The following is a 14461-nucleotide window of genomic DNA, read 5'->3' as shown; positions in this document are numbered from 1 at the left end:
CGCGGACTTGCCCACTCCGGCGTGAGGGGAACCCTCGCGCCACAAGAGCGCTCGGATCCTCCCCTCACGATTCGGGCCGCGCCGGTTCAGCCTCCGGTGAGCCGGTCCACCTCGGTGAGCAGGTCCGAGACCTGCCGGACGACGCTGAACTTCTCCCGGGCGTAGGCCGCGGCCCCCGGGCCCTTCGTGTGCTTCCAGTCCTCGTCGAGCGCGCGGTCGATCGCGGCGACGAGGGAGTCGGCGAGGGCCTGCCGGTCGTCGGTCTCGGGGACGAGGACACCGACCTCGGGGGTGACGAAGTCCCGCGGGCCGCCGGAGTCCGCGCCGATCACCGGGGTGCCGCACGCCATGCACTCCAGGAACACGAGGCCGAACGGCTCGCGGTAGGAGGGGAACACCCCGACGTCGGCGGCGGCGAACATGGTCGCGAGGTCCTCCTGCTGGCGTGGCCCGAGGAACACGACGCGCTGCAGGTCGAGCTCGGCGACGAGGTCGCGCATGGCGCGCTGCTGCTCCTCCGGCCCGCCGCCGGCGACCACCGTGACGATGCGGCGGTCCTCCTGCTCGTACTGTGCCGCGGCGCGCAGCAGGGCGTCCAGACGCTTCCAGTCGGCGAACTTGCCGCAGAAGGCCACGACGGCCTCGAAGTCCGGCACGTCGTCGGCGAGCTGGGCGAGCGCCTGCGCGGGATCGGTGTCGGACTCGCGGAAGACGCGGTCGTTGTAGCCGTTGTGCGAGAGCACGATGCGGTCGCGCGGGAAGTCCGGGAACACGTCGGCGAAGGCGTCGATCTGTTCGGACGAGATCGACGCGACGACGTCCACGCCGCCGGGGAAGATGTGTTCCTGCTGCATGAACGGCAGGAACCGCAGCGGGAACTCCTCGGGTTCCTGTCCGGCCTGCTCCTTGTGGAACATCTTCAGCTCGGTGCCGTGCACGAAGCACACGAGCGGGATGCGAGGCTTGCCCGCCTCGACGCGCGCGGCGATGACGTCCCGCATGACGACGGGGTTCATGAAGGCGTGGTGGGCGATCGCGAGGGTGAACTCGTCGCCGGTCGACGCCTCGACCTCGTCCATGAACGCCGTGACCTCGCGGGTCAGGCGCGCGCGGTAGGCGTCGACCTCGTCCGGGCCCATCCCGTGCCAGCGGTAGCTCGAGACGGGGGAGACCGACTCGCAGATCGGGATGTCGTGGTCGAGTTCGAAGACGCGGACGTCCTCCTCGCGGAACCGCTGCACGCGCGAGGGGTACATCGAGTAGGCGCGGACGCCGTCGATCTCGTTGTAGGCGCGGTGGTGCGCCTCGTGGAGAATTCCCGACCCGGGCGCGAACTCGCCGCCGCGCTGCCAGTTGTTGGTGCCGAGCTGGAAGATCAACCGGTCGCCCATGCGGCGATCGTAGAGAACTGCGGTGTGGGTGCCCCCGGCAGGATTCGAACCTGCGCTCCCGCCTCCGGAGGGCGGTGCTCTATCCCCTGAGCTACGGGGGCGGTACCGGCGTCGACAGTACTGCATCGGCTCCGGTGATCACGCGGGTGGGGCCCGGGCCGATCACATCGGCAGGGGTGCAGCACCCCGCTGCGCGAGCAGCTGCGTCATCGTCGTCGCCTCCGCGGTCTGCGACGCGACCATCGAGGACGACAGCGCCTGGACCGCGGGGACCGACGCCCCGGCCGCCGCGGCCTGCATCATCGACAGCCCGCCCCGGTGGTGGCGCAGCATCAGCTGCAGGAACGCGACGTCGAGCTGCGACCCCGTGGCCGCCCGGAAGCGCTGCAGGTCCGCCTCGGAGGCCATGCCCGGCATGGACGGCACGGGCATGCCCATCCAACCCATGTAGTTCCCGGGCGCCGACTCGGTCGGCTGCGCCCACAACTGCAACCAGCCCTGCATCATGCCCAGCTGCTGGGTCTGCGAGGACTCGATGTCGAAGGCGAGCTGCCGCAGCGCCGGGTCGGTCGTGTTGGACCGCTCCCACACCGCCATCTGGATCGCCTGGCGGTGGTGGACGCTCATGTCCTGCAGGAAGCCGACGTCGATCGAGCCCGCCGCCGGGCCGTAGGTCGGGGCGGTGCGCTGCCCGATCACCGCCCCTGCGAGACCGCCGGCCAGCAGCAGGATCAGCACCACACCGGCGGCGAGCACGCCCTTGGCCCAGCCCGGCGAGTTCGACCACCAGCCGCCGCCGTCGCCCTCGTCGAACTCGTCGTCGACGACGGGCGGCTCGGGCGGGGAGCTCACGGACGAGGCCGTCATCCGGTGCCTCCCATCCCGCCGGCGCCGGAGGTGCCCTGGTAGTTCATCGGCAGCGCGTTCCGCGGGTAGGGCGGCGGGTCGAATGCGGGCGGGTTCGCCGGGTCGAAGTAGCCCGGGCCGAGGGCGTCGCAGCTGGCGCCGACCTCGGGGTACACGCCGTTGGGGTTGCCCTTCAGCGACGTGATGAACTGGTCGATCCGCGGGTCGTTCGCGTCGGTGACCTTGAGCTGGTGGCCCCACGACTGCAGCGAGATCGGCTGGTCGAGGCCGGGGTAGGGCGACATCATCATCTGGTTCTGGCCCTGCACCTTGGCGGTCAGGGTGTCGAGCGCGGCGCCGCTGACCCGCGTCGGGTCGTAGGCGATCCACACCGCGCCGTGCTCCAGGGAGTGCACCATGTTCTCGTTGCGCACCGGCTGCGAGTAGACCTGCCCGTTGCAGGCCGCCCAGTACCCGTCGTGCGGGCCGCCGAACGGGGGCAGCCGGTCGTAGGCGACCCGCTGCTGCGGCGTCACGTGGTGCTGGCCCTGGTAGGACTGCGTGACGATCCCGGGAATGGCCAGCGACGGGTCCTTGTTGTCGCTGCTCGGGCGCCAGGGGCTGATCTGCGCGGACCGGTCGAAGAGGAAGAACCCGATGCCGCCGATGAGGGCGAGGACGACCACGATCGCGCCGATCAGCAGCCAGGGCACCTGCCGGTTCTTCGGCGCCGCCCGCCCGGCCGAGGAGGTCCGCCGCCGCGCCCCCGCGACGGGGTTCTTGCCACGTTGCGGTGGACGACCACCCTTGCCACGCTGCGGGGTCCCCGTGGAGCGTCCACTCGCCATGTCTCCCGAGTCTAGGGATGAGCTGAGCGTGAGTTCCCCCTACCCGGGGTGATCGGCGGCCACCGGCGTACCCGCTGGCAGGCGCTCCCTAGACTCGGTGGACGTGACACCCGCTGCGCTCGCCGATCTCCTGCACGCCGTCGCCGTCGACGTGCTGACCGAGCGCGGGCTGGACACGGGGGCGCTGCCCGACGAGGTGACCGTCGAACGCCCGCGCAACCCCGAGCACGGCGACTACGCCACCAACCTCGCCCTGCGCAGCGCGAAGAAGGCCGGCGTGAAGCCCGCCGACCTCGCCGGATGGCTCGCCGAGCGGCTCGAGTCCACCGACGGGGTCGCCGCCGCGGAGGTCGCCGGCCCCGGCTTCCTCAACCTGCGGCTCGCCGCCGACGCCCAGGCCGGGATCGTCGCGGAGATCCTCGACCAGGGCGAGGGCTACGGCCACGGCGACGCGCTGACCGGGCAGGCGATCAACCTCGAGTTCGTCTCCGCGAACCCCACCGGCCCGATCCACCTCGGCGGCACCCGGTGGGCGGCGGTCGGCGACGCCCTGGGACGCGTGCTCGAGGCCCAGGGCGCGGCCGTGACACGGGAGTACTACGTCAACGACGCGGGAGCGCAGATCGACCGGTTCGCCGAGTCGCTCATCGCCGCCGCCCAGGGTCGTCCGGTGCCGGAGAACGGCTACGGCGGCGCCTACGTCGCCGAGGTCGCGGCCCGGGTCGTCGAGACCGAGCCCGGGATCCTCGAGCAGCCCGAGGACCAGCAGCTCCAGGCGTTCAAGCGGCTCGGCGTCGCGGTGATGCTCGACGAGATGCGCACGTCGCTGGAGTCCTTCGGCACCCACTTCGACGTCTGGTCGTCCGAACTGGCGCTGCACGCCTCCGGCGCGGTCGAGGACTCGGTGCAGAAGCTCAAGGACGACGACGCCCTCTACTTCGCCGACGGCGCCTGGTGGCTGCGCTCCACCGAGCACGGCGACGACAAGGACCGCGTCGTCATCAAGTCCGACGGCCGGCCCGCCTACATCGCGGGTGACATCGCCTATTACCGCGACAAGCGGGCGCGCGGCGCCGACCTCGCCATCTACATGCTCGGCGCCGACCACCACGGCTACATCCACCGCCTCAAGGCCGTGGCCGCCGCGTTCGGCGACGACCCGGCGCGGGTCGAGGTGCTCATCGGGCAGCTGGTGAACCTGCTGCGGGACGGCGAGCCGGTGAAGATGTCGAAGCGGGCGGGCACGATCATCACGCTCGAGGACCTGGTCGACGCGGTCGGCGTCGACGCCGCCCGCTACACGCTGACCCGCTCCAGCGTCGACCAGGTGCTCGACATCGACCTCGACCTCATCAGTCGGCGCACGAACGAGAACCCGGTGTTCTACGTGCAGTACGCGCACGCCCGGCTCTCCGCCCTGGCCCGCAACGCCGCCGACCTGGGGGTGGGCCGCGAGGACCCCGACCTCGCGCTGCTCGTCGAGCCCCGCGAGGGCGACCTCATCCGCACCCTGGGCGAGTTCCCCCGGGTGCTGGCCTCGGCCGCCGCGCTGCGCGAGCCGCACCGGGTCGCGCGCTTCCTCGAGGAGCTCGCCGGCGCCTACCACCGCTTCTACGACACCTGCCGCGTGCTGCCGCAGGGCGACGAGGAGCCCGGCCCGCTGCACACGGCCCGCCTGGCCCTCTGCGAGGCGGCCCGGACGGTGCTCGCGTCCGGGCTCGGCCTGCTCGGTGTCTCCGCCCCGGAACGGATGTGACCGCATGACCCGCGCCCACCCCGCCGGGCCCCGGCACGCCGACGTCCTGCCGGCCCACGACATCCCCGGCCCGGTCCCGCGCACCGGCGCCGACCTCGACCTCATGCCTGAGGTCGTGTGGCCCCGGCACGCGGCCCGGCACGACGACGGGGTCGTGCGGCTCGCCGGCGTCGACGTCCGGGACCTCGCCGAACGCCACGGCACGCCGCTGTTCGTCGTCGACGAGGCCGACTTCCGCTCCCGCTGTCGCGACCACGCCGAGGCCTACGGCGACCCCGCGCTCGTGCACTACGCCTCGAAGGCATTCCTGTGCACCGAGGTCGCCCGCTGGGTGGCCGACGAGGGTCTGGGCCTCGACGTCTGCAGCGAGGGCGAGCTCGCGACGGCGCTGCGGGCCGACTTCCCGCCCGAGCGGATCGCGATGCACGGCAACAACAAGTCGGTCGCCGAGCTCGACGCCGCCCTGGCGGCCGGCGTCGGCAAGATCGTCGTCGACTCGTTCGCCGAGATCGCCCGCCTGGACGACCTCGCCCGTCGTCGGGACGTCACCGCGGACGTGATGGTGCGCGTGACGGTGGGCGTCGAGGCCCACACCCACGAGTTCATCGCGACCGCGCACGAGGACCAGAAGTTCGGCTTCTCGCTCGCGGGTGGGGACGCCGCCGAGGCGGCGCGCCGCGTGCTGAAGTCGCGCGGGCTGCGCCTGGTGGGGCTGCACTCGCACATCGGGTCGCAGATCTTCGACGCCGGCGGCTTCGAGCTCGCCGCACGGCGCGTGGTCGGGCTGCTGGCCGAGATCCGGGCCGAGCACGGGGACCTCGCCGACACCGCGAGCGCGCTGATCGACCTCGGCGGCGGGATGGGCATCGCCTACACCACCGCCGACCAGCCCCGGACGGCGTCGTGGCTGGCCGGCGAGCTGCACGCGATCGTCGGGCGCGAGTGCGAGCGGGCGGGCATCCCGGTGCCGCGGATCGCGGTCGAGCCGGGCCGGGCCATCGCGGGACCGGGGACGGTCACGCTCTACACCGTCGGCACCCTCAAGGACGTCGAGCTGGGCGGAGGAGCGCGCCGCCGCTACGTCTCGGTCGACGGCGGGATGAGCGACAACATCCGCACCGCCCTCTACGACGCCGCCTACGACTGTCGGCTGGTGTCACGGTCCGCGGTGACGGCGGAGCCCGGCGCTGCGAATCCGGGCGGGGACACCCCCGTGCTCTGCCGGGTGGTCGGGAAGCACTGCGAGTCCGGCGACGTCGTGGTCCGCGACTGCTGGCTGCCCGCCGACCTCGCGCCCGGCGACCTGCTGGCCGTCGGCGCGACCGGGGCGTACTGCTACGCGATGGCGAGCGCGTACAACAAGGTCCCGCGGCCGCCCGTCGTCGCGGTCCGCGACGGGGCGGACCGGACGATGCTGCGCCGCGAGACCCTCGACGACCTGGCGCGCCTGGAGGTGCTGTGAGCGGGATGGGACGCAGCGAGGCGAGCGCAGCGACGGGCAGCGTCGCAGCGGAGCGGAGCCGGACCGGTGAGATCGGGGCGGTCAAGGTCGCCCTGCTCGGCTGCGGGGTGGTCGGCTCGCAGGTCGTGCGGCTGCTCGACGAGCAGGCCGAGGAGCTCGCCGCCCGGGTCGGCGCCCCGGTCGAGCTCGCGGGGATCGCGGTCCGCCGTCCCCAGCGTCACCCCGAGGTCCCGTCCGAGCTCCTGACGACGGACCCGGCGAGCCTGGTCTCGCGGCCCGACGTCGACGTCGTCGTGGAGCTCATGGGCGGCATCGAGCCCGCCCGCGACCTGCTGCTGGACGCGTTGAAGAACGGCCGCTCGGTGGTCAGCGCGAACAAGGCCCTGCTCGCGGAGGAGGGCGAGGCGCTGGCCGCGGCCGCCCGCGAGTCCGGGGCCGACCTCTACTACGAGGCCTCGGTCGCGGGCGCGATCCCGCTGCTGCGCCCGATCCAGCAGTCCCTGGCGGGCGACCGCATCCGCCGGGTCGCGGGCATCGTCAACGGCACCACCAACTTCATCCTCTCGGCGATGGAGTCCACGGGCGCGGGCTACGCCGACGCGCTGGAGGAGGCCGGCCGGCTGGGCTACGCCGAGGCCGACCCGACCGCGGACGTCGACGGCTACGACGCCGCGTCCAAGGCGGCCATCCTCGCGAGCCTCGCGTTCCACACCCGGGTGACCGCCGCCGACGTGCACCGCGAGGGCATCCGCGACGTCACGGCCGCCGACATCGCCTCGGCCCGCGCCCTCGGGTGCACCGTGAAGCTGCTGGCGATCTGCGAGCAGGTCGACACCGCCGACGGCCCCGCCGTCTCGGCCCGCGTGTACCCGGCCATGATCCCGCGGTCGCACCCGCTGGCCTCCGTGTCGGGCGCCTTCAACGCGGTGTTCGTCGAGGCGGACGCCGCCGGCCCGCTGATGTTCTACGGCCAGGGGGCGGGCGGCCCGCAGACGGCGAGCGCCGTGCTCGGCGACCTCGTCGCGGCGGCCCGCAACAAGGTGATCGGCGGTCGTGGCCCCCGCGACTCCGCCTACGCCCACCTGCCCGTGCAGCCGATGGGCGACGTCCGCACCCGCTACCACGTCAACCTCGACGTGCACGACCGTGCCGGCGTGCTCGCGGCGGTCGCCGGGGTGTTCTCCGACCACGACGTCTCGATCGCGACCGTCAAGCAGGAGGGCGGACGGCGCGACCCAGGTCATGGCGGCGAGGAGGACACGCCCGCCACACTGGTCGTCGTGACCCACGAGGCCCCCGACGCGGCCCTGCGGGCCACCGTGGAGGCCCTGTCGGGCCTGGAGTCGGTCCGCGGTGTCGCCAGCATCCTGCGCGTGGAGGACCTCGGCCGTCCCGTCAGCGCCCTCGGAGGACCCCAGTGAGTCTGCTCGGTACCCACGTCGAGTGGCCCGGCATCATCCGGGCCTACCGGGACCGCATGCCGCACGTGAAGGACGGCTGGGACGTCGTCACGCTGCGCGAGGGCGGCACGCCGCTGCTCCCCGCGCCGCACCTGTCGGCCCTGACCGGCTGCGAGGTCCACCTCAAGATCGAGGGCGCGAATCCGACCGGGTCGTTCAAGGACCGGGGCATGACGGTCGCGATGACCGAGGCGGCCGCGAGCGGGGCGAAGGCGGTCATCTGCGCCTCCACCGGCAACACGTCCGCGTCGGCGGCCGCCTACTCCGCCCGCACCGACATGACCTGCGCGGTGCTCGTTCCGCAGGGCAAGATCGCGCTGGGCAAGCTCGCCCAGGCCACCGCCCACGGCGCCCGCATCCTGCAGCTCGAGGGCAACTTCGACGCGTGCCTGGAACTCGCCCGCAAGGCGGCCGAGGAGTACCCGATCGCGCTGGTGAACTCCGTGAACCCCGCGCGCATCGAGGGCCAGAAGACGGCGTCGTTCGAGATCTGCGACCAGCTCGGCCGTGCGCCCGACCTGCACGTCCTCCCGGTCGGCAACGCCGGCAACATCACCGCCTACTGGCGCGGCTACACCGAGTACCACCGCGACGGTGTCGTCGAGGCCACCCCCGAGATGCACGGGGTGCAGGCCGAGGGCGCCTCGCCGCTGGTCTCGGGGGCGCCCGTGAAGCACCCGGAGACGATCGCGACCGCGATCCGCATCGGGTCGCCCGCCTCCTGGCACGGGGCGATCGCCGCCCGCGACGAGTCCGGCGGGCGCATCACCGCGGTGGACGACGACGCGATCCTCGCCGCCTATCGGCTGCTGGCCGCCCGGGAGGGCGTCTTCGTGGAGCCCGCCTCGGCCGCGTCGGTGGCGGGCCTGCTCGCGCGCTCCGCGGCCGGCGAGCTGAGCCCGGGCCGGCTGGTGGTCTGCACCGTCACCGGGCACGGCCTGAAGGACCCGGGGACCGCCCTGGCCGACGTGCCCGAGCCCGTCGTCGTCCCGGAGCGGGTCGACGCGGTGGCCGACGCGCTCGGGCTGGGCTGAGTGATCGCGGCGGGCGCAGCGACCGGCGTGGGTGCGGGGAGGGTCAGGGTCCGGGTGCCGGCCACGTCGGCCAACCTCGGGCCGGGCTTCGACTCGCTCGGCCTCGCGCTGGGGCTGCACGACGAGATCGAGCTGGCCGAGCTCGACGCGGGCCCGAGCACCGTCGAGGTGCACGGCGAGGGCGCCGGCCGGGTGCCCCGCGACGAGCGGCACCTCGTGCTCAAGGCGGCCTGCGCGACCTACGACCTCGCCGGGGTCGACCGGCCGCCCCTGCACCTGACCTGCCACAACGTCATCCCGCACAGCCGCGGGCTGGGCTCCTCGGCGTCCGCCGCGGTGGCCGGCATCGTCGCGGCCTGCGCGCTGCTCGGCCCCGGCAAGGCTCCCGACGACGAGGCCGTGCTCGACCTGGCGGCACGCTTCGACGGCCACGCCGACAACGTGGCGGCGTGTCTGTACGGCGGGCTGGTCGTCACGTGGTGCACGGCCGGGTCGTACCGCGCGGCGCACCTCGAGCCGCACCCCGACGTGGTGCCGGTCGCGTTCGTCTCCGAGCACTCCAGCTCCACCGAGGCCACGCGTGGCCTGCTGCCCGACCGGGTGCCGCACGGCGACGCGGCGTTCACCGCCTCGCGGTCCGCCCTCGTGGTGCACGCGCTCACTCGCGCGCCGCACCTGTTGCTCCCGGCCACGGAGGACCGGCTGCACCAGCCCTACCGCCGGCCGGCCTACCCGGCCACCGCCGACCTGGTGGACGCCCTGCGCGCGGCGGGCGTCCCGGCCGCGGTCTCGGGCGCCGGGCCGACGGTGCTCGCGCTCACCACGGGCGAACCGCTCCCGGACGACCTCCCCACCAGCGGGTTCGAGACGGTCCGGCTCCCGATCGACACCGCCGGTGCGGTCGTCACCGACTGATCGGGACCCGATCCCCCTCGTGCGACCCGGTTGTTGCCCACCTGTGTCGCTGGGGCTAGTGTGAGCACCGACAGCGACCAGCGTGATCCGCGCCGGTGCCACGTCCCGGGGATCCCGGGACGGTCTTCCCCGCTCCGCTTCTCGGACGGGTCGTGCACGGTCGTTGCCTCTCAGAAGTTCCGCAACGTGCCTGCTCCGGGGACGCCGATCCACCTCGTTCTGCTCCCTCGACGCGGCGTTGCAGTGGATTCGCGCGCCCGAATGCGTGCGGACACGTCCGCTGGCCCGGGATGAGGAGTCCCCGGCCGGTCCAGGAAGGACCTGCGTGACCGAAACCGACGTCATCACCCCCGACGCCGCCCCCGCCGGCACCGAACGTCGCCGCCGTGGAGGTGTATCCGGGATGGTGCTCGCCGAGCTGCGCGAGCTCGCCGGGACGCTCGGCGTCACCGACACCACCGGCATGCGCCGGGGTGACCTCATCGAGGAGATCAAGAAGCGGCAGGCCGGCGCCGCCCAGCTCCCGCTCGGGGAGGGCCCCGTCGAGCAGGCCGCCGCCGAGGAGGCTCCGGCCGAGGCGGCCCCGGCCGAGGAGAAGCCCGCCCGCCGCCGCGCGAGCCGGCGCCGGGCCGTGACCCCGGACGCCGAGCCGGAGCAGCCCGCCGAGGCGCTGAGCACCGCGGACGCGGTCACCGCCGCCACCGACGCGCCCGCCGCGGACGCCGACGCGGCGCTCGGGCAGCCGGCGGCCGAGCCCGCCGCTGCCGAGCCGGTCGCTGCCGACGCGACCGCCGAGGACGCGCCGTCCGACAAGCCGTCGCGCCGTCGGCGCAGCGCACGACGCGACGCGGGGCCCGCGGCCGGGTCCGAGGACGCCGCCCCGGCAGGGGCCGAGCCCGAGGTGAGCGCCGTCGCGGCACCGGCCGAGGCGCCGGAGCAGGCGCCGCGCGAGGACGAGGGCCGCCAGGACCGTCGTGCGACGGAGCAGGACCGGGGCGACCGGAGCGGCCGCGACCGCCAGCAGGGCCGCGGCGACCGCGGCCAGGGCCGCGACCAGCAGGGCCGCGACCAGCAGCAGGGCCGTGATCAGCAGGGCCAGGACCGCGACCAGGGGCCCGACCGCGACGCCGACGGGGACGACGACGGCGACCGCGGCGGCCGGCGCCGCAACGGCCAGGGCCGCGGCGACCGCCAGCAGAACCGCGACCAGCAGCAGCGGGACCAGCAGGGCCGGGACCAGCAGAACCGGGACCAGCAGGGTCGCGACCAGCAGGGTCGCGACCAGCAGGGCCAGCAGCGCGTGGACGACGACGAGGACGAGGACGGCGGTGGCCGTCGGCGCGGTCGGCGCTTCCGCGACCGTCGCCGCAACCGCAACGAGCGCGGGGGCGGGCAGGACGGCCCGCAGGACACCCGCGAGCCCGAGGTCCGCGACGACGACGTCCTCATTCCGGTCGCGGGCATCCTCGACGTGCTGGACAACTACGCGTTCGTCCGCACGTCGGGCTACATGGCCGGCCCGAACGACGTCTACGTCTCGCTCTCGCTCGTGCGCAAGTACGGGCTGCGCCGCGGCGACGCCGTCACCGGTCAGGTCCGCCAGCAGCGTGAGAACGAGCAGAACCGGCAGAAGTTCAACCCGCTGGTCCGCGTCGACTCGATCAACGGGCTGGACCCGGAGCAGGCGAAGCGCCGTCCCGAGTTCACCAAGCTCACGCCGCTCTACCCCAACGAGCGGCTGCGCCTCGAGACCGAGCCGCACCTGCTGTCCACCCGCGTGATCGACCTGGTCATGCCGGTCGGCAAGGGGCAGCGCGCCCTGATCGTCTCGCCGCCGAAGGCCGGCAAGACGATGGTGCTGCAGGCGATCGCCAACGCGATCACCACGAACAACCCCGAGGTCCACCTCATGGTCGTGCTCGTCGACGAGCGCCCGGAGGAGGTCACCGACATGCAGCGGACGGTGAAGGGCGAGGTCATCGCCTCGACCTTCGACCGGCCGCCGTCGGACCACACCTCGGTCGCGGAGCTGTCGATCGAGCGGGCGAAGCGCCTGGTCGAGCAGGGCCACGACGTCGTCGTGCTGCTCGACTCGATCACCCGCCTCGGCCGGGCCTACAACCTGGCCGCGCCGGCGTCGGGCCGCATCCTGTCCGGCGGTGTCGACTCGACCGCGCTCTACCCGCCGAAGCGGTTCCTCGGGGCGGCGCGCAACATCGAGGACGGCGGCTCGCTGACCATCTTCGCGACGGCGCTGGTCGAGACCGGCTCGACGATGGACACGGTGATCTTCGAGGAGTTCAAGGGCACCGGCAACGCCGAGCTCAAGCTCGACCGGAAGCTCGCCGACAAGCGCATCTTCCCGGCGATCGACCCGGACGCCTCGTCCACGCGCAAGGAGGAGCTCCTCCTCTCGCCCGACGAGCGGGCCGTGACCCACAAGCTGCGCCGGGTGCTGGCCGCGCTCGACTCGCAGCAGGCCATCGAGCTGATCCTCGACCGGCTGCGCAAGACGCGGACCAACATCGAGTTCCTCATGTCGGTCGCGAAGACGATGCCGACGAAGGACGACGAGTAGTCCGTCCCTCCCACGACGACGGGCCCTGCCGCAGCTGCGGCAGGGCCCGTCGTCGTGCGGGTACTCCCCGGTGACAGCGGAGCGTCAATGCCGGCGTCCAGTGGCGGGTAAGCCACATCGGGGCGGCGCTCAGGCGATCCGGCTCGCGTAGACCACCGTGTTGTCCCGGTAGGACCGGGTGCTGTCGTCGAACGCCCCACCGCAGGTGATGAGCCGCATCTCGGGCCGCGGGGTGGGTCCGTAGACCTCCTGGCTCGGGAAGGCGTCCTTCGGGTACTGCTGCACCGAGTTGACCCGGAACACCAGCACCACGCCGTCGGCCCGGGTCACCGTGAACTCGTCGAGCGGGCGCAGCTGCGCGAGCCGGTAGAACACCGACGGCCCGTTCTTCGCGGAGTCGATGTGTCCGAGGATCACCGAGGGGCCGTCCTGGCCGGGGGAGGCGGAGCCGGTGTACCAGGCCGCCTGGTCGTAACGCGGGCCCGGCGCCGGCACCTGGAGCGTCCCGTCCGGGTTCAGCCCGCTCGGGTTGACCACGGAGTCGACGCCGATCGCCGGGATGGCGATCCGCGTCGGCGGTGATGCCGGCAGCCGTACCGGGGCGGGAGGCGGGGTGGCCGACACCGTGACCGGCGCGCGGGTCTCCGCGGTCGCCACCGGGGCGGCGCTGCGCGGACCCGCCGTCAGGCCGAGGACCACGAGGACCACACCGACCATGCCCACCACGGCGAGCAGCGCGATCACGATGCGGCTGCGGACGGTCATCGGGGTGCTCCAGGGAGAAACGGACGACGGGTGCCCCGGCCGGGACACCCGTCGTCAGGAAGGGACTCGATCAGCCGCGGGCGCCGGCACGGCGCCGGACGACCACGAGCGCCCCGCCGACCACCGTGAGGGTGAGCACGCCGCCCGCGAGCAGCGCGGGGTCGATGCCGCCGGTGGCCGTGCTGCCGCCACCGGTCTCGGCGCCGCCCTGCGGCATGGCACCGGGCATGCCCGAGCCGCCCTTCGAGCCCGGCAGGTTCACGACGATGGTCGCGATGCCGACGGTGAGCCCGCCCTTGATCGCGTCGGTGGAGAAGGCCTTGCCCAGCGCGGCGGCGGCGTCGTTCGACAGGCGCACGGTGGTGCCGGTCAGCGTGGCGGTGCCGGCCGAGGCGTCGGTGGTGATCGGCTTGAGGGTCGAGCCGTCGAGGTCGAACAGGGTGACCGAGTCGGCCACGGTCTGGCCGTTCGCAAGGACCTTGCCCTTGAGGGTGGCCGGCTGACCCGGGTCGATCACGAAGTTCTCGAGGGTGACCTTGGTGTCGCCCTTGGTCAGGGACAGGCCCGAACCGTCGTGCATGATCATCCCCTGGACGTAGGGGGTGACCTCGCCCGGCTTGTAGACGGTGACGTTGCCGCCGGTGATCGGGAACGAGGCGACGCCGTCCTTGACGGTCGCGTTGCCGGTCGGTGCGGGGGTGACGCCGAGCGAGGACAGGGCGCCGGTGAAGCCGGAGTCGAGCTTCACCGAGGTGCTCTGTCCGGTGAGGCTGGGGATGGTCGCGACCGGCGGCGGGGTCTGGGCGAGCGCCGGGGTGGCGGCGAGCCCGGTGAGGGCCAGGGCGGCCAGCGTGGCGACGGCGGTGGTCCGCAAGGACATGTCGTGCTCCCTGAGTCGGTCCCGGCGTCGGCGCCGGGTGTCGCCCCTACTTCCGGCCCAGCGCCCTGACCTGTTCGGGTCAGGTAAACCGTCACAAATCGCGAACCGGACCGGGGCCGGGAGCGAAGGCGCGCCCGGGAACAACGCCGGGGGCGGGCCGGTTACAGGGACCAGCGGGCAGTCCTGAGAGAATGCCCGGTGGCACAGTTGCCTCCGGTTCACCCCACGAGCACTCACGCGCTCCCTGGGGACCCGGCGGCCCATGATGAGAGGACCAGCCACATGAAGTCCGGGATCCACCCCGAGTACGTCGACACCACGGTGCTCTGCAGCTGCGGGAGCTCGTTCACCACGCGCAGCACCAAGGCGGGCGGCAACATCACCGTCGAGACCTGCTCGGCGTGCCACCCGTTCTACACCGGCAAGCAGCGCATCCTGGACACCGGCGGCCGCATCGCCCGCTTCGAGGCGCGGTACGGCAAGCGCTCCAAGTAGCTCCCTCGACGCCCGTCGTCGTCCCGCCTCC

12 protein-coding genes and 1 tRNA gene are annotated in these 14461 nt (G+C 73.4%); 7 read left to right on the top strand and 6 right to left on the bottom strand.

All coding sequences use genetic code 11. The features are described 5' to 3' along the window. Nucleotides 1-86: 86 nt before the first annotated feature. The 4 genes from A3CO_RS36325 to A3CO_RS34280 form a co-directional block, all read right to left on the bottom strand. Entirely contained in the window at nucleotides 87-1391 is a 1305-nt protein-coding gene (locus A3CO_RS36325) for a glycosyltransferase (protein WP_026204998.1), read from the bottom strand. Between the two features lie 29 nt (nucleotides 1392-1420). Beyond that, nucleotides 1421-1492, bottom strand: a tRNA-Arg gene (locus A3CO_RS0125305). A gap of 61 nt (nucleotides 1493-1553) precedes the next feature. Beyond that, on the bottom strand, nucleotides 1554-2258 hold the full coding sequence (locus A3CO_RS0125300; protein WP_018335059.1) for a DUF305 domain-containing protein: 705 nt from the start codon (nucleotides 2256-2258) through the stop codon (nucleotides 1554-1556). Continuing rightward, nucleotides 2255-3085, bottom strand: coding sequence for a thioredoxin-like domain-containing protein (locus A3CO_RS34280; protein ID WP_084682181.1), 831 nt, complete (start codon nucleotides 3083-3085; stop codon nucleotides 2255-2257). Before A3CO_RS34280 ends, A3CO_RS0125300 begins: the two co-directional genes overlap by 4 nt. Nucleotides 3086-3188: 103 nt before the next feature. On the opposite strand from A3CO_RS34280, the gene argS reads away from it, so the two are divergent. The 6 genes from argS (at nucleotide 3189) to rho (ending at nucleotide 12290) form a co-directional block, all read left to right on the top strand. Then, the gene (gene argS, locus A3CO_RS0125290; protein ID WP_026204997.1) at nucleotides 3189-4841 is read left to right on the top strand and encodes an arginine--tRNA ligase; all 1653 of its coding nucleotides are present in this window, start codon (nucleotides 3189-3191) and stop codon (nucleotides 4839-4841) included. 4 nt (nucleotides 4842-4845) lie between these two features. Beyond that, complete coding sequence (lysA, locus tag A3CO_RS0125285; protein ID WP_018335054.1) at nucleotides 4846-6303, top strand: diaminopimelate decarboxylase; 1458 nt, start codon at nucleotides 4846-4848, stop codon at nucleotides 6301-6303. A 5-nt stretch (nucleotides 6304-6308) separates the two neighbouring features. Beyond that, complete coding sequence (locus A3CO_RS0125280) at nucleotides 6309-7724, top strand: homoserine dehydrogenase (protein ID WP_018335053.1); 1416 nt, start codon at nucleotides 6309-6311, stop codon at nucleotides 7722-7724. A 56-nt stretch (nucleotides 7725-7780) separates the two neighbouring features. Continuing rightward, nucleotides 7781-8797, top strand: coding sequence for a threonine synthase (gene thrC / locus A3CO_RS0125275; RefSeq protein WP_157647848.1), 1017 nt, complete (start codon nucleotides 7781-7783; stop codon nucleotides 8795-8797). A 54-nt stretch (nucleotides 8798-8851) separates the two neighbouring features. Next, a complete protein-coding gene (gene thrB, locus A3CO_RS0125270; protein ID WP_245561593.1) occupies nucleotides 8852-9712 on the top strand; it encodes a homoserine kinase in 861 nt (286 codons plus the stop codon). Nucleotides 9713-10115: 403 nt separating this feature from the next. Next, the gene (rho, locus tag A3CO_RS0125265) at nucleotides 10116-12290 is read left to right on the top strand and encodes a transcription termination factor Rho (protein WP_018335050.1); all 2175 of its coding nucleotides are present in this window, start codon (nucleotides 10116-10118) and stop codon (nucleotides 12288-12290) included. A gap of 129 nt (nucleotides 12291-12419) precedes the next feature. On the opposite strand, the gene A3CO_RS0125260 is transcribed toward rho, so the two are convergent. Next, complete coding sequence (locus tag A3CO_RS0125260; RefSeq protein WP_018335049.1) at nucleotides 12420-13055, bottom strand: class F sortase; 636 nt, start codon at nucleotides 13053-13055, stop codon at nucleotides 12420-12422. A 70-nt stretch (nucleotides 13056-13125) separates the two neighbouring features. After that, a complete protein-coding gene (locus A3CO_RS0125255) occupies nucleotides 13126-13935 on the bottom strand; it encodes a hypothetical protein (protein WP_018335048.1) in 810 nt (269 codons plus the stop codon). Nucleotides 13936-14217: 282 nt separating this feature from the next. On the opposite strand from A3CO_RS0125255, the gene rpmE reads away from it, so the two are divergent. Then, entirely contained in the window at nucleotides 14218-14430 is a 213-nt protein-coding gene (rpmE, locus tag A3CO_RS0125250; RefSeq protein ID WP_018335047.1) for a 50S ribosomal protein L31, read from the top strand. Nucleotides 14431-14461 lie beyond the last annotated feature (31 nt).

Origin of the sequence: Actinomycetospora chiangmaiensis DSM 45062 (assembly GCF_000379625.1) — a bacterium.
Classification (GTDB): Bacteria; Actinomycetota; Actinomycetes; order Mycobacteriales; family Pseudonocardiaceae; genus Actinomycetospora; species Actinomycetospora chiangmaiensis.
Note: the sequence above shows the minus strand (reverse complement) of the source record. Positions and strands in the feature narration are given on the sequence as shown.